This window comes from Oscillibacter sp. PEA192 (genome assembly GCF_003574015.1).
Classification (GTDB): Bacteria; Bacillota; Clostridia; order Oscillospirales; family Oscillospiraceae; genus Oscillibacter; species Oscillibacter welbionis.
In genome coordinates, this window is the sequence record NZ_AP018532.1 from 752671 (window position 1) to 768150 (window position 15480).

General features: G+C 61.7%; 18 protein-coding genes. 15 read left to right on the plus strand and 3 right to left on the minus strand.

The window, feature by feature from the left end; translation table 11 throughout:
• Positions 1-21: 21 nt before the first annotated feature.
• The 7 genes from DN611_RS03600 (at position 22) to nifU (ending at position 7543) form a co-directional block, all read left to right on the plus strand.
• Positions 22-825, plus strand: a complete 804-nt coding sequence (locus tag DN611_RS03600) for a 5-deoxy-glucuronate isomerase (protein WP_021748900.1) — start codon at positions 22-24, stop codon at positions 823-825.
• 17 nt (positions 826-842) lie between these two features.
• Positions 843-2771: a 3D-(3,5/4)-trihydroxycyclohexane-1,2-dione acylhydrolase (decyclizing) gene (iolD, locus tag DN611_RS03605; RefSeq protein ID WP_119310671.1), complete on the plus strand. Its 1929-nt coding sequence runs from the start codon at positions 843-845 to the stop codon at positions 2769-2771.
• A gap of 224 nt (positions 2772-2995) precedes the next feature.
• Positions 2996-3208 (plus strand): PF20097 family protein, encoded by a 213-nt coding sequence (locus DN611_RS17235; protein WP_353733894.1) that lies wholly within the window; start codon positions 2996-2998, stop codon positions 3206-3208.
• 428 nt (positions 3209-3636) lie between these two features.
• Entirely contained in the window at positions 3637-4674 is a 1038-nt protein-coding gene (locus tag DN611_RS03610) for a Gfo/Idh/MocA family protein (protein ID WP_021748895.1), read from the plus strand.
• A gap of 568 nt (positions 4675-5242) precedes the next feature.
• Entirely contained in the window at positions 5243-5776 is a 534-nt protein-coding gene (locus DN611_RS03615; protein ID WP_394802910.1) for a M15 family metallopeptidase, read from the plus strand.
• A 126-nt stretch (positions 5777-5902) separates the two neighbouring features.
• Positions 5903-7090, plus strand: a complete 1188-nt coding sequence (locus DN611_RS03620; RefSeq protein WP_119310672.1) for a cysteine desulfurase family protein — start codon at positions 5903-5905, stop codon at positions 7088-7090.
• Positions 7091-7105: 15 nt separating this feature from the next.
• Positions 7106-7543: a Fe-S cluster assembly scaffold protein NifU gene (nifU, locus tag DN611_RS03625; protein WP_025543496.1), complete on the plus strand. Its 438-nt coding sequence runs from the start codon at positions 7106-7108 to the stop codon at positions 7541-7543.
• Positions 7544-7586: 43 nt separating this feature from the next.
• On the opposite strand, the gene DN611_RS03630 is transcribed toward nifU, so the two are convergent.
• Both DN611_RS03630 and DN611_RS03635 read right to left on the minus strand, forming a co-directional pair.
• On the minus strand, positions 7587-7991 hold the full coding sequence (locus DN611_RS03630) for a hypothetical protein (RefSeq protein ID WP_021749380.1): 405 nt from the start codon (positions 7989-7991) through the stop codon (positions 7587-7589).
• 72 nt (positions 7992-8063) lie between these two features.
• Positions 8064-8531, minus strand: coding sequence for a metallophosphoesterase family protein (locus tag DN611_RS03635; protein WP_025543495.1), 468 nt, complete (start codon positions 8529-8531; stop codon positions 8064-8066).
• A 258-nt stretch (positions 8532-8789) separates the two neighbouring features.
• Here DN611_RS03635 and DN611_RS03640 point away from each other — a divergent pair, with 258 nt between their 5' ends.
• The 7 genes from DN611_RS03640 (at position 8790) to DN611_RS03670 (ending at position 13639) form a co-directional block, all read left to right on the plus strand.
• The gene (locus tag DN611_RS03640) at positions 8790-9356 is read left to right on the plus strand and encodes a DUF3793 family protein (RefSeq protein ID WP_021749377.1); all 567 of its coding nucleotides are present in this window, start codon (positions 8790-8792) and stop codon (positions 9354-9356) included.
• 32 nt (positions 9357-9388) lie between these two features.
• Entirely contained in the window at positions 9389-9820 is a 432-nt protein-coding gene (locus DN611_RS03645) for a flavodoxin (RefSeq protein ID WP_119310673.1), read from the plus strand.
• A gap of 242 nt (positions 9821-10062) precedes the next feature.
• Positions 10063-10275, plus strand: a complete 213-nt coding sequence (locus DN611_RS03650; protein ID WP_025543494.1) for a FeoA family protein — start codon at positions 10063-10065, stop codon at positions 10273-10275.
• Positions 10276-10296: 21 nt separating this feature from the next.
• The gene (locus tag DN611_RS03655; protein WP_021749373.1) at positions 10297-10518 is read left to right on the plus strand and encodes a FeoA family protein; all 222 of its coding nucleotides are present in this window, start codon (positions 10297-10299) and stop codon (positions 10516-10518) included.
• A 318-nt stretch (positions 10519-10836) separates the two neighbouring features.
• Positions 10837-13020: a ferrous iron transport protein B gene (feoB, locus tag DN611_RS03660; protein WP_021749371.1), complete on the plus strand. Its 2184-nt coding sequence runs from the start codon at positions 10837-10839 to the stop codon at positions 13018-13020.
• A gap of 15 nt (positions 13021-13035) precedes the next feature.
• Complete coding sequence (locus DN611_RS03665) at positions 13036-13200, plus strand: FeoB-associated Cys-rich membrane protein (RefSeq protein WP_021749370.1); 165 nt, start codon at positions 13036-13038, stop codon at positions 13198-13200.
• Positions 13201-13246: 46 nt separating this feature from the next.
• Positions 13247-13639, plus strand: coding sequence for a metal-dependent transcriptional regulator (locus DN611_RS03670; RefSeq protein WP_119310674.1), 393 nt, complete (start codon positions 13247-13249; stop codon positions 13637-13639).
• Between the two features lie 141 nt (positions 13640-13780).
• Here DN611_RS03670 and DN611_RS03675 read toward each other — a convergent pair whose 3' ends face one another.
• Positions 13781-14644, minus strand: coding sequence for a DegV family protein (locus DN611_RS03675; RefSeq protein WP_119310675.1), 864 nt, complete (start codon positions 14642-14644; stop codon positions 13781-13783).
• A gap of 262 nt (positions 14645-14906) precedes the next feature.
• On the opposite strand from DN611_RS03675, the gene DN611_RS03680 reads away from it, so the two are divergent.
• On the plus strand, positions 14907-15449 hold the full coding sequence (locus DN611_RS03680) for a TetR family transcriptional regulator (protein WP_021749366.1): 543 nt from the start codon (positions 14907-14909) through the stop codon (positions 15447-15449).
• Positions 15450-15480: the final 31 nt, after the last annotated feature.

The window sequence follows — 15480 nt, forward strand, 5'->3', positions numbered from 1 at the left end:
TTTATTTAGGAGATGACTCCAATGGCCTATATGAACAAGAACGCCGAGCTGAAGAACGGGTACAATGCCTATATTGACTCCTCTGTGGACGACATGGGCACCCAGATGGACGTGGGCCTGCTGCTGATGGAGGCGGGGGATACCTACGTCTATGAGGATGCCAAAAAAGAGGTGGCAATCCTCCTGTTTTCCGGCTCTGTCACCTATGAGTGGGACGGCAAGAAGGTGGAGGCCGACCGGCCGGACTGCTTCCACCACGATGCCTACTGCCTGCTGGCCGGCTGCGGCACGAAGGTGACCATCACCGCCAAGGCCCACAGTGAGCTGTATATCCAGGCCACTGTCAACGAGACGCCCTATGAGGCCGTCATGTACACCCCGGACAAGGTCCAGGTGGAGCACAAGGGCTTTGGCGGCGAGCTGATGGGCTGCATGTCCCGGGAGATCAAGACCTTCTTCGACCTGGACAACGCCCCCTTCTCCAAGATGGTCCTGGGCGAGGTGCTGAATCTGCCCGGCAAGTGGAGCTCCTATCCGCCCCACCACCATCCCCAGCCGGAGGTGTACTTCTACCGCTTCGACTATCCCGACGGCTTCGGCGCGGGCTTTGCCAACGGCGAGATCTTCAAGACGCAGCACAATGGCTGCGCCGTCATCAACCATGGCTTCCACTCCCAGACCGCCGCGCCGGGCTATGCCATGTGCTACGCCTGGGGCATCCGGCACCTGGAGGGGGATCCCTGGGACAAGACCCGCATCGACGATCCGGAGCACGCTTGGCTGTGGAAGGCCGATGCCAACGACCACATCTATCCCAATCACTGACAGGAGGTAATCACCCCATGAAAACCGTTCGTTTGACCATGGCGCAGGCTTTGGTCCGTTTCCTTGAGAACCAGTATATCGAAGTGGACGGCGAACAGAGCCGCTTCGTCCGCGGTGTATTCATCATCCCCGGCCACGGCAACGTGGTGGGCCTGGGCCAGGCCCTGAGCCAGGAGGCCAAGCACCTGGAGATCTGGCACGGCCAGAATGAGCAGGGCATGGCCCAGGCAGCCGTGGCCTTCGCCAAGCAGATGAAGCGCAAGCAGATTTGCGTGGCCACCTCCTCCGTGGGCCCCGGCGCGGCCAACATGGTCACCGCCTGCGGCACCGCCACCGCCAATAACATCCCCCTGTTGGTGCTGCCCGGCGACGTGTACGCCTGCCGCCAGCCGGACCCCGTGCTCCAGCAGGTGGAGCAGACCAACAACCTCTCCATCTCCACCAACGACGCCTTCAAGGCCGTCTGCCGCTACTGGGACCGCATCGTCCGGCCGGAGCAGCTGATGAGCGCCATGATCTCCGCTTTCCGGGTGCTGACGGACCCCGCCAACACCGGCGCCGTCTGCATCGCCATGCCTCAGGACGTGGAGGGCGAGGCCTATGACTATCCCGAGAGCTTCTTCAAGAAGCGCGTCTGGCGTCTGGAGCGCCGTCCCGCCACCGAGGCCGCTCTGGCCGACGCGGCGGAGGTCATCAAGAAGGCCAAGCGGCCCATTCTGGTCTGCGGTGGCGGCGTCCGTTACTCTGAGGCCCACGAGGAGTTCCGGGCCTTCGCAGAGGCCACCGGCATCCCCTTCGGCGAAACCCAGGCCGGCAAGAGCGCCATCGAGTGGACCCACCCCCTGAACCTGGGCGGCCTGGGCGTCACCGGCTGCTCCGCCGCCAACGATATTGCCAAGAAGGCGGACGTGGTCATCGGCGTGGGCACCCGCTACACCGACTTCACCACCGCCTCCAAGTGGCTGTTCAAGGACACCTGCAAGTTCGTCAACATCAATGTGTCCGAGTTCCAGGCCCTGAAGATGGACGCCGTGCCCGTGGTGGCCGACGCCAAGGATGCCCTGCCCCGCCTGCTGGCGAAGCTGGACGGCTACAAGGCTCCCTACACCACTGAGGTGTCCGCCGCCCGCGAGAAGTGGGCCAAGGAGCTGGAGCGCCTGGATCATATCACCTTTGAGGACAAGAAGAGCTGGAAACCCATCATCAACGACGCCAACGCCGACTCCGCCAAGCGGTTCGCCAAGGACCTGGACGCAGGCCTGTGCCAGACCACCGTGCTGGGCGCCATCAACGCCATGATGAGCGAGGGCGACGTGGCTATCGGCGCCGCCGGCTCCCTGCCCGGCGACATGCAGCGGATGTGGCGGCCCACCGGCATCGACTGCTATAACATGGAGTACGGCTACTCCACCATGGGCTATGAGATCGCCGGTGCCCTGGGCGTGAAGCTGGCCATTGGCGACAAGCGGGAAGTCTACGCCATGTGCGGTGACGGCAGCTTCAACATGCTCCACGGCGAGCTGGTCACCGCTGTTATGGAGCGCAAGAAGATCAACATCTGCCTGTTCGATAACGCCTCCTTCGGCTGCATCAACAACCTGCAGGTGGGCCACGGCAACGTGACGCTCTGCACGGAGCTGCGGTACCGCAGCAAGGACGGCCTGTTCGGTGACTTCCTGAACATCGATTACGCCAAGGTAGCGGAGGGCTACGGCTGCAAGAGCTACTCCATCCGCACCATGGAGGAGCTGGCGGCGGCCTTCGAGGACGCCAAGAAGGTGAAGGACCGCCCGGTGCTGTTCGACATCAAGGTGCTGCCCAAGACCATGACCGACGGCTACGGCTCCTGGTGGCGCGTGGGCGACACGGAGGTGTCCGAGCGGCCGGAGAACCTGGCGGCCTATCAGGATCACCTGGACCACGTGAGGGACGCCCGGAAGTATTGATCCTCTCAAGGGGGAGCTTGCTCCCCCTCGACCTCCCCTACCACCAGTGACATCGGTCACTGGTGAACGGCGCCCCAGGCGCCTGGGGCGGGGAATTTTCGGCAGGCGCATGTCCTGCCGAAAATGATTGAAAGATCTTCTTTCGCCGCTGGCGAAAGAACTGGGAAAACACTTGGTTTCCCCAAGTCCCTTTCCTGCGGGTATCGAAAGAGGAGGAGATTCGTTTGAATTGTCCTTTTTGCGGCGCGGAAATGGGGAGCGGCGCTTTGCAAAGCAACTATGGAATCTATTGGCTGCCAAAGCCTCGGAAAGCCGGACCACCGGACTTGTCTAAGGATGCAGAGCATTTGAGCAGGCAGGATACCCCGCTTATTACGCCACCTTATATCCCAGCCTCCCGCTGTACCAAGTGCCGGAAGATTATTCTTGATTACTGAGCTGCCGCCCCGGTCGGCACGTCTATGACCGTCCGGGCCACGGTGCGGCGGGCGGTTGATAACCGCCCCTACAGGAAGATCTCCGGGCTTTCCCGAACTGCCAGGAGAGCGGCAGCGAAAAGCGGCGCAGGATGTATCCCTGACTTCCCCGGGCTGGTGGTTTCCCCAAGGGTAGCGCGTTTCCGTCCCTGACTGCCGCAAGGGACCGTCAACCATCCCCCGCCGGCGGCAGGAGGTCTGCGCCTGCGCAGACCGACCCGCCGAACATGTTTTCTTTTCCACCGGGCGCGGCGCATTTTCTTTTTGATGTCTCAAAAAGAAAATGGGGGGCGCATCTGCCAGACATCATCATAGCTGCCTTTCCCCGCTGAAACGGGCGGCCTTACAACTGCATATCCTCATTTTCAAATAAAGGAAGGTACACAATCATGGATAAGGTTCTGAAAATCGGCATCATCGGCTGCGGCGCCATCGGCAAGGATCACTGCCGCCGCATTATCGAGACGGTCCCCGGCGCCACGGTCGTGGCCGTCAGCGACTATGTGGCTGCTGCCGCCGACGAGACTGCCGCCAAGTACGGCATCAAGTCCTATGGCAACGACTGCGACGGCATGATCAAGGACCCTGAGGTGGAGGCCGTGGTCATCACCTCCATCGATCCTACCCATCACGACTACGTCATGAAGACTCTGGCAGAGGAGAAGTGGTGCTTCTGTGAGAAGCCCCTGAGCCAGAACGCCAAGGACTGCGAGGAGATCATCCGCCGGGAGCAGGAGATCGGCAAGCGGCTGGTGCAGGTGGGCTTCATGCGCCACTATGATCGGGGCTACGCTGAGATGAAGCGGATCATCGCCTCCGGCGAGCTGGGCAAGCCCCTCATCATCAAGGCCTGCCACCGCAACGTCTCCCAGGGCCCGGGCTTCAAGACCGAGAACGGTGTCACCAACGTCGCCATTCACGAGCTGGACATCTGCCGCTGGCTGCTGGATGACGAGTATGAGGACGTGCAGTGCGTGAAGGTCCGCCAGTCCTCCAACTCCGACAAGGGCTATGATAACCCCCAGGTGATGCTGATGCGCACCAAGAAGGGCTGCTTCATCGATGTGGAGGTCCAGGTGGCCGACGGCTACGGCTATGACATCCAGTGCGAGGTGGTCTGCGAGAACGGCACCGTCAAGCTGCCCGATCCCTACGCCGTGGTGTGCCGCTCCCGTCCCGCCGGCTGGGACAGCGTGAAGCCCGCCGAGTCCATGCCCATCATGACCGACTGGAAGGAGCGCTTCATCGAGGCTTATGACATTGAGTTCTGCAAGTGGGTGGAGTCCGTCCATGCCGGCAAGCTCACCGGCCCCTCCTCCTGGGACGGCTACGTGGCCTGCGTGGCTGGCGACGCTCTGAACGCCTCCCGCGGAACCTCTCAGTTCCTGAAGGTGGAGACCATGGAAAAGCCGGAAATGTACAAGTAATCTGCAAAATCAAGCGCAAAAAGGCCGCCCTCCCGGGCGGCCTTTTTGCGGGGATCCCCTGGGAAGCGTGAAGGGTCGAGAGTTGAGAACGAAGAGCGCTGCTGTTTGGATAGAAGCTGCCTCTTCGTATCTCTGATTTCCACCCCTCACGTTTTGCTCTGTTGGAGGACTTGTTTCTTTTTGTTTCCAATCGTTCACAAAATCTCCCTTGTTTTCGCGGTCGGAAGGCTGTACCATAAAAACAGAACAAAGAAGATCAGACGGCCGTCCGCGGCCGGAAAGGAACGATATGAACATACGAAAGAAAATCCTGACTCGCTGCGGCGCCCTGCTGACGGCGGTTCTGGTGCTGGCCCCAACCGCCCTGGCGGCGGAGGCTGAGATACCGTACATCCCCCAGACTGTCCCGGCGGCCCAGCTTGCTCCGGCAGACCAGAGGGGGCAGGAGGACTGGCAGCTGCTGCTGGTGAACCCTTGGCACACGGTGCCGGAGGGATATGAGATCAAGCTGGCCACGTTATCCAATGGACTCCAGGTGGACGAACGGATCTATGATGATCTGGATGACATGCTCTCCGACTGCCGGGAGGCGGGCCTGAACCCCATCGTCTGCTCCGCTTACCGGACAGAGGCCACCCAGACCCGGCTGTACCGGAACAAGGTGGCGCGGGTCCGGGCCTCCGGTGTGCCGGAGGACCGGGTGGAGGCGGAGGCCGCCCGGTGGGTGGCCAAGCCCGGCACCAGCGAGCACCAGACCGGCCTGGCTCTGGACATTGTAGCCGCCGGCTATCAGATCCTGGACGAGGAACAGGAGGACACGGCGGAGCAGAAGTGGCTGATGGAGAACAGCTGGAAGTACGGCTTCATCCTCCGTTATCCTTCGGAGAAGAGCGACATCACAGGCATCGGGTACGAGCCCTGGCACTACCGTTACGTGGGCAAGGCGGCGGCAGCGGACATCTACCGCACCGGCGTCTGCCTGGAGGAGTATCTGAGCCAGGAGGGGCCGGAGGCGGAGCTGGCGCCTGCGCAGACAATCCGGCAGGCGGCCCCGGCATCCGGCTCTATGGAGACCGCGCCGCAGGGGGCGGCGGCCATCTGAAACTGCATCCACATACACGGCGGGGAAACCCGCCGTGTATATTTTCCCTGAATTCCTACTTGACAAATAGGATTTTTTGTGAGATAACTATACCATAGTAATTAACTGGGAAAAGGAGTGAACCAGATGAAGATTTACGCGGACAACGCGGCCACCACTCGGGTGAGCGACACGGCGCTGGCGGCCATGACGCCCTGCTTTCAGGAGATCTACGGCAATCCTTCCAGCCTTCATACGCCGGGACAGCGGGCGGCGGAGAAGCTGGCGGCCGCCCGGGCGATCTTTGCACGGAACCTGCATGCGGATCCCCGGGAGATCACCTTCACCTCCGGCGGCAGCGAGGCGGACAACCAGGCCCTCCGTACCGCGGCGGCCTTGGGGGAGAAGCGGGGCAAACGTCATATCGTCTCAACGAAATTCGAGCACCATGCCGTGCTCCATACCCTCCAGGCCCTGGAGCGGGAGGGCTTTGAAGTAACCCTGCTGGACATTCCGCCGGACGGCGTGGTGACGGCGGAGCAGGTCCGGGATGCCATCCGGCCGGACACTTGTCTGGTGAGCGTCATGTTTGCCAACAACGAGATCGGCACCATCCAGCCCATTGCTGAGATCGGCGCCGTCTGCCGCCAGGCGGGGGTCCTGTTTCACACGGACGCGGTCCAGGCGGCAGGCCACCTGCCCATCGATGTGGAGGCGATGCAGGTGGACCTGCTGTCCCTCTCCGCCCATAAGTTCCATGGGCCCAAGGGCGTGGGAGTGCTGTACGCCCGGCGCAGTATTCCTCTGGCTACGCTGATCCATGGCGGTGCCCAGGAGCGGGGGAAGCGGGGCGGCACGGAGGACATCCCCGGCATCTGCGGCGCTGCGGCCGCCTTTGACGAGGCCTGTGCCACCATAGAACAGAACGCCGCCTACCTCACGCCTCTGCGGGACAGGCTGATCGCCGGCCTTACCGCCATCCCCCACACCGCGCTGAACGGCGATTCGGCCCGGCGGCTGCCGGGGAATGTGAACGTGTGCTTCGAGGGGATCGAAGGGGAGTCCCTGCTGTTGCTGCTGGATGAAAAGGGCATCGCCGCCTCCTCCGGCAGCGCCTGTACCTCCGGCTCCCTGGACCCCAGCCATGTGCTGCTGGCCCTGGGGCGGCCCCACGAGGTGGCTCACGGCTCCCTCCGGCTGAGCCTGAGCCATGAGAACCGGCCGGAGGAGATCGACTATATCCTGGAGGTCCTGCCGGGGATCGTGTCCTATCTGCGGGGCATGTCCCCTGTGTGGGACGAGCTGGAGACCGGCCTGCGGCCGCATCTGATCTGAAAGGAGACAATGACTATGGCCTTATATAGTGATAAAGTGATGGACCACTTCCAGCATCCCCGGAACGTGGGGAAGCTGCCCGACGCCGACGGCGTGGGCGAGGTGGGCAACGCCAAGTGCGGGGATATCATGCGGATGTATATCCAGGTGGACCCGGAGACCCAAGTGATTACCGATGTAAAGTTCAACACCTTCGGCTGCGGCAGTGCCATCGCCACCAGCTCTATGGCTACGGAGATGATCAAGGGCAAGCCTGTTTCCGAGGCCCTGCAGCTCACCAACCGGGCAGTGGTGGAGGCTCTGGACGGCCTTCCGGCCCATAAGCTCCACTGCTCTGTCCTTGCGGAAGAGGCGGTGCGGGCTGCTATCCGGGATTACTACGACCGGAACAGCATCCCCTACGGAGAGGAACTGCGGGCTTGCGAAGGACATTGCGATACCTGCGGACATTAAGAAAACGCCTCGGAGCAATGCTCCGGGGCGTTGTTTCTCCCAATCAAAAATCATCGTCCCCGTCTAGCTCGTCCTCGTACGGGTAGCAGTCCGCGAACATCTTCTCAAACCGGCGCTGATTCTTCCGGTCGTTGGGCGTCATCCGATTCAGATTCTTCAGAAAGGACAAAATCATACCGAAGAGATATCCAAAGGTGCCGGGGGCGGCGGTGAGCCAGATCATCAGCGCGGAAATCACGGCCACGCCCAGAAAGCCGATCACCGTGCGCCAGGCGATCCGGCGGAGTGCCAGCGCCAGATCAAAGGCCGGGACCTGGTGCTTCCGGCGTCTGGCCAGGGAGATGGAGGAGCAAAGCGCCACCAGGGCCTGAACGCCGAAGATGCTCATGATAAGAAAACCGGCGACAGCCGCGCACAGAAAATGGAGGGCGATTGAGGCGATATCCATGCAGGGTTCTCCTCCCATGTCCAACTGAGTACGATCATTATACAGGAAAACCGCCGGTTTGACAAGGGGTGTTCACGCGAGCCACCATGTCCGGCCGTCCAACTGTCCGTCCTGGATGGTCACTACGCCATAGGAGGGGCGGGTGGGGGCACCGATGCTGCCGGGATTCAGGAACAGTGTCCGGCCCCGCCGGTCCACCAGAGGTCTGTGGGTGTGGCCGAAGAGGAAGAGGTCCAGCTGTTGTTCCTCCGCGGCAAACCCCGCGGTCACCAGGGACTGCTTCACGCCGTAGGTGTGGCCGTGGCACAGGAGAATACGCTTGCCCCGCAGCTCCAGCAGCCGTTCCGCCGGCTCTGTGGGACGGAAGTCACAGTTGCCCGGAACCTGTTCCAGGGGGATGGAGGGAAACCTGTCGTGGAGCCGTTCCCCGTCCCGCCAGCAGTCCCCCAGATGCAGAATCAGGTCCGGGGAGGTCTGCTCCACGGCCTGCTCCATGGGACTGACGGCGCCATGGGAATCCGAGAGTACCAGAATTTTCATAGGCATTTCCTTTCCGGAGAGGTCTTTTGGTTCAGTATAGAGGACGGCGGCAGATTTTGCAAATTTTTTGCGTGGATCCCCGGCGCGCTTTCCCGGATGCGGAAAAATTGAAAAAGGGGCTTGACAGAGCAGAGCGGCTATGGTATATTCTACCTGTGGTTAGTTAAAACTAACTAACGGCGCGGGCCGGGAGCGGCCCATACTTTCAACGCCGGGGTTTGCTAAAACTAACTTCGGCGGCAGGAACGGAGGGCAGTCATGGAACGGAGCTTTGAAGCGGTGCTGGTGGAACAATGTGCCACCACGCTGGCGGGTGTGAAGCCGGCCAGCCTGTTCCGGTATCAGGGCGCTGACAAGCGGCAGCCCCGGGAGGCCGCGGCCCGCTGGGCCAAAGAGCTGGCCCCTTACGGCATCACCATCCGGGTCCTGAAATACTGTCCGCAGACGGGTGCTTGTCTGATCTACCTGTACCGGGCCGGATGGCTTCGGTCGATCCTCTCGGAGCCATCCACCCGCGCCTTTCTGGCGGGGCAGGGGTATGGGGCGGATCAGAGCTGTCAGGAGCTGCTGAGGCAGCTTTCCAGGCGGCTGTGCCTGGAGCGGGAATTCCCCCATGAGATCGGCGTCTTTCTGGGCTACCCCCTGGAGGATGTGGTGGGCTTCATCCGGAACCGGGGCAGGAACTACACCTGCTGCGGATACTGGAAGGCCTACGGCGACCCGGAGGCGGCACAAAAGCGTTTCGATCAATACCGCCGCTGCACTGCCGCCTGCTGTGAGCAGTTCCGGAAGGGCACGGCCATCACGCAGCTGATCGCAGCGTGAGCTCCAACACAAGCTGGAAAGGAAGCAATGCTATGAACAAATTAGCCATCGTATACTGGAGCGGTACCGGCAACACGGAGACCATGGCCAACTGCATCGCAGACGGCGCCAGGGAGTCCGGTGCGGAGGTCGCCATGCTGCCCCCTGGGGAGTTCTCTGCCGCCCGGTTTTCTGAATTTGGTGTCGTGGCCTTCGGCTGCCCCGCCATGGGCGCCGAGCAGCTGGAGGAGGACGAAGTGGAACCCATGTTCGCCGGATTGGAGGACTCTCTGGGCGGAAAGAAGATCGCCCTGTTCGGCTCCTACGGCTGGGGCGACGGCCAATGGATGCGGGAGTGGTGCAGCCGCTGCGAGGCGGCGGGCGCCAACCTGTATGACGAAGCGGGCCTGATCGCCAATGATTCTCCCAATGAAGAGGCCCGAGAGGCCTGCCGGGAGTTGGGCCGCAAGCTGGCGGCCTGGTAACATTTGCTCATCAAAGATCTTTCTTTGATACTTATCTCCTTTTTTCCCCTCAACATGGCCCTCGCGCGGTGTGCCTGCCGCGCGGGGGCCGACTCCTTTTTCACGGCTTTCAAATTTTTCCGAAAAAGGGCTTGACAGCCATGGTTAGCCATGATAAACTACAAAACCGAAAGAAGGTTAGCAAAAGCTAACCACAGAACAGATCCAAGTGGAAGAAGTGTCTTGCAGAGGAGGGAGGTTTTATGATGCCTCTGACAATGGCCCGGCCGGGAGAGACTGTTACGATCCGCAAGATCACCGGCAGGGATGAGGTCCGGCAGCATCTGGCGGAGCTGGGATTCGTGGTGAACAGTGATGTCACGGTGGTCAGCCAGCTGGCCGGCAATCTGATCCTGCAGGTGAAGGACAGCCGGGTGGCATTGGACAAGACCATGGCGAACCGGATCATGATTTGAGAGCAGAGTAGGAGGAAGAATATGAAGAGCCTGAAAGATGTCAAGGTGGGGGAGACCGCCACAGTGGTCAAACTCCACGGAGAGGGCGCTACCAAGCGCCGGATCATGGATATGGGCATTACCAAGGGCGTGGAGATCCACGTCCGCAAGGTTGCGCCTCTGGGCGATCCGATGGAGCTGAATGTGCGGGGCTATGAGCTCAGTGTGCGGAAGGCCGACGCGGAGAAGATCGAGGTCTCTTAAAGAGGGGACTGCGTCCCCCTTTACGCTCCGGCAGACCTGCGGTCTGCCTCCACTATTCCCCCTCACCAGTGACGTTGGTCACTGGTGTGTGCGCCCCAGGGACGCACGGGTCGGGGGATTTTCGGCAGGTACACGCCCTGCCTAAAATGATTTCATTTTGTTCTTTCGCCACTGGCGAAAGAACCGGGGAAGCCGGAGGTTTCCCCTGGCCCCCCTTTCCCGGATGATGCGGGGACGGTGGAAATATCAATGGCGGCTGTTGCCGCTGTTTTTCAGGATGAAAGTTAGCCTAAACTAACACTTTGGAAGGAGAGAACGATGGACATGAAGATCGCACTGGCCGGCAATCCGAACTGCGGCAAGACTACGCTGTTCAACGACTTGACCGGCTCCAACCAGTACGTGGGCAACTGGCCCGGCGTCACAGTGGAAAAGAAGGAGGGCCGGCTGAAGGGACGCAAGGATATCGTCATCCAGGACCTGCCCGGCATTTACTCCCTGTCCCCCTATACACTGGAGGAAGTGGTGGCCCGGAACTATCTGGTGAAGGAGAAGCCCGACGCCATTTTGAACATCGTGGACGGCACCAATATCGAGCGGAACCTGTACCTGACCACCCAGCTGATCGAACTGGGCCTGCCCGTGGTGGTGGCGGTGAACATGATGGACCTGGTCCGCAGAAACGGCGACCAGATCGACGCCAGGAAGCTGAGTGACGCCCTGGGCTGCCAGGTGGTGGAGATCAGCGCCCTGAAGGGCGAGGGCGGCGTGGAGGCTGCGGAGCTGGCTGCCAAGATGGCCCAGCAGAAGCGCGCCGCTGAACTGCCCCACGTGTTCACGGGCAGCGTGGAGCACGCCATCGCCCACATCGAGGAGTCCATCCAGGGTATGGTGGACGACCGATATCTCCGCTGGTACGCGGTGAAGGTCTTTGAGCGGGATGAGAAGGTCCTGGCGGACCTGAACCTGAGCACAGACCTCCGGGCCCACCTGGAGGACCACATCGTGGACTGCGAGAAGGAGCTGGATGACGACGCGGAGAGCATCATCACCAACCAGCGGTATGCGTACATCAACGATCTGGTGACGAAGGCCGTCAAGAAGAAGGGCGAGAAACATCGCCTCTCCACCTCCGACAAGATCGACCAGATCGTCACCAACCGGATCCTGGCCCTGCCCATCTTCGCCGTGGTGATGTTCGCGGTGTATTGGATCGCCATGGGTCCCTTCGGCACCTTCCTGACGGACTGGACCAACGATGTGCTGGGCACTGCCTGGCTGGTGGAGATCCCCCGTGCCGCCCTGGAGGGCTGGGGCGTCAACGAAGTGGTCGTGGGCCTGATTTGCGACGGCGCCCTGGCCGGTGTCGGCGCGGTGCTGGGCTTCGTGCCCCAGATGCTGGTGCTGTTCCTGATGCTGGCCATTCTGGAGGACATCGGCTACATGGCGCGAATCGCCTTCATCATGGACCGGATCTTCCGGAAGTTCGGCCTCTCCGGCAAGAGCTTCATCCCCATGCTGGTGGGCACCGGCTGCGGTGTCCCCGGCGTCATGGCCTCTCGGACCATTGAGAACGAGCGGGACCGCCGCATGACGGTCATGACCACCTGCTTCATCCCCTGCGGCGCTAAGATGCCCATCATCGGCCTGATCGCCGGCGCCCTGTTCGGTGGCTCCGGCCTGGTGGCCGCATCCGCTTACTTCATCGGTGTGGCGGCCATCGTCATCTCCGGTATCATCCTGAAAAAGACCAAGATGTTCGCCGGCGACCCGGCGCCCTTCGTCATGGAGCTGCCTGCTTACCACATCCCCTCCGTGGGCAACGTACTGCGGGCCACCTGGGAGCGGGGCTGGTCCTTCATCAAGCGGGCCGGCACGGTGATCCTGGCCTCCTCTATCATCCTGTGGTTCCTCCAGGGCTTCGGCTGGGAGAACGGCGCCTTCGGCCTGGTGGAGGACATGAATAACTCCGTCTTGGCCGCTATCGGCAGTGCCGTGGCCTTCATTTTCGCGCCCCTGGGCTTCGGCAACTGGCGGGCCACTGTGGCCGTGGTCACGGGCCTGATCGCCAAGGAGAACGTAGTGGCCACCTTCGGCGTGCTGTACAACTTCGCTGGGGAGCTCAGTGAGAACGGCGACGAGATTTGGGCTCTGGTGGCACAGGACTACACCGCCATTTCCGCCTACTCCTTTATGATCTTCAACCTGCTGTGCGCCCCCTGTTTCGCGGCCATGGGCGCCATCAAGCGGGAGATGAACAACGCCAAGTGGACCGCCTTTGCCATCGGCTATATGTGCGTGTTCGCCTATGTGGTCTCCCTGATTGTCTATCAGATCGGCGGCCTCATCACCGGCGAGGTCTCCTTCGGCATCGGCACTGTGGTGGCCGTGGTCCTGGTTGTGGGCATTGTGTACCTGCTGTTCCGTAAGAACAAGTACGAGGACGAGCGGCTGACCATCCGCTCGGTGGATGCCGCCGGACGCCGCGCCGCCCTGAAATAAGAAAGGAAGCAGCCAATGAACGCACCCACTATCATCGCGGCCCTCATCGTCCTGGTGGTCTTTGCGGCCATCGTAGGCAAGGGCATCTACAACCGGCGTCACGGAAAGGGCGGCTGCTCCTGCGGCGGCGACTGCGGGGCCTGCGGCGGATGCCACTGCGGAAATACCCGTCATTCCTGACGAGCGGAAGCCCGGCCCCACCGGGCGGAAGGAGGCGTTCCATTTCATGGAACTGAGCCAAGCGCATCTGCGGTATCTGTTGGCCATTGGCGAGCTGTCCCAGGGAAAGGCGGCGGTCAGCTCCACCCAGGTGGCCCGGGTCCTCCAGGTGTCCCGCCCCTCCGTCACCCGGATGCTGGCTGTCCTGGCGGAAAAGGACCTGGTGACCAAGGAACGCTACGGCAAGATCATCCTGACGGAGACAGGGGCGGCCCTGGCCCATCAGCTGCAAGCGGGCCTCCGGGACCTGGAGCGGCGGCTGCCGGCCCTGGGCCTGGACCTGGACCGGGAAGAGACCGCCGCCGTGGCGGGGGCCCTGGCCTCAGTCCTGCCGGAGCACTGTCTCCGAAAGCTCTGCACGACCGAATCCGGCGGGACAATGGGATGTGCCACGCCTTAAAAAAGCAGTCCTGCGGCTTTTGCCGCAGGACTGCCTCTTTTCTTGAGCATAGAACTATAAAAGAGATATGATATATTTTGAGAAGACCCGGGGCCATTGGGCCGCCAGGTCCTTTTGTTTCCGATCCTTTATCTTCACGCTCTATTCCAGTCTCTGTACCGCGGCTCCCAGCACGCCGTCGCCGATGTAGACGCTCAACGTACCATCCAGCTCGCCGCTCCAGATGTGGTCGTAGTTTGGCAGGGCGGTGGTGAGCTTGCCCTGCAGAATCTCCATCTCCGCCGGAGCGCCGCCGTTGGCCACCGCCAGATTGTACCGCGCCACGCCGTTGTGGGACTGCGTCACCAGCTCGATGAGCTTGCGGATCACCAGGTTCCGGCCCCGGACCTTGGCAATGGACTGGAGCTGCCCGTCGGCGGCGAAGGTGATGAGGGGCTTGATCTGGAGCATGGTGCCCGCCATGGCCGTCACCTTGCCGATGCGGCCGCCTTTCTGTAGATATTCCAGCGTGTCCACGGAGAAAAAGGGGAAGGTGTTCTGGATCAACCAAGGCACCCGGCGCTCTGTCAGCGTCTGCCAGTCCATCCCCTGCCGCAGCTCCTCTGCCAGCTGGAGGATCATCATACCGGTGCCCAGAGACCCGCTGACGGAGTCATACACCCGAATGGTCAGGTCCCTCCGCTCCTCCGCCAGCAGCCGCACCATGTTGTAGGTGCCGGATAGGCCGCCGGAGAGCATCAGGGCGATGACCCCGTCATACCCCGCCGCGGCGATGGCGTCAAAGGCGTCCGAAATGTCCTGAGCGGCGGGCAGGGAGGTCTGAGGCAGCTCTCCGGACCGCAGCCGGGCATAGATGTCGGCGGCGTGGATGTCTACGCCGTCCCGGTACTCTCCGTCTTTGCACAGGATCCGCAGGGGCACGACAAAGACCTGGTTTTCCGCCGCCAGTTGAGGGGAGAGGTCCGCGCAGGAATCCGTGAGCAGGGCGATTTTTTGGGGTGTCATGGTCACATCTCCAAACCTTTCTCTCATGCAGGGCCGGCAGACCTGTCCGCCGGATCGGATGATATGGTGTGCCCATTCCGTCACACCATATCAATATAACCTAGTATATGGAATGCTACCGTAAAAATCAAGAGGAAAATCCCCGTAGGGGGAACAGGAAGCCCGTTCCTGTCTACTGGTGAAATTTTGTAGCGAGAGGACTTGCCAAAGGCGGCGGATTTCCGGTATGATAAAACACAGGATCTGAAAGGGAGGAAAGACCGTGCCGCTGGATGTGAAGGCCGCTGTGGCGGATGCACTGCTGGAGCTCATTCGCCGGAAGGATGCAGACAAGATCACCGTGAAGGACCTGGTGGAGGTCTGTGGGATCTCCCGTCAGACGTTTTACTACCACTTCAAGGACATTGTGGATGTGGTGGAGTGGGCGGCTCAGCAGGGAGTCCAGCGACTGGTGCGCGAGAGCCTGAACGCCGCCACCCCCCAGGAGGCCCTGGGCGTCTTCGTGGATTTTGCCGTAGAATCCCAGCCCCTGGTTCAGCGGCTGCTGAACTCCCAGCGGCGGGAGGCCATAGAGCGGATCATGGTGGACGCCACCCGTACATACCTGGCGGACAGCCTGCGGGAGCGGCGGGGAACGCCCGCCCTCCGGGCCGGGGACTGGAAGATTGCCCTGGATTTCTATGCCTATGGGATGACCGGACTGCTGCTGGAGAACTGCCGCCAGCGGGATCTGGACCGGCAGGAGCTGGCGGATCAGCTGTTCCGCCTGCTGTCCGGCGAGATGGTCCGCCCTCCGGAAACCTGACAGATGTGCCCGCGTGTCAAAGAGCTTGACA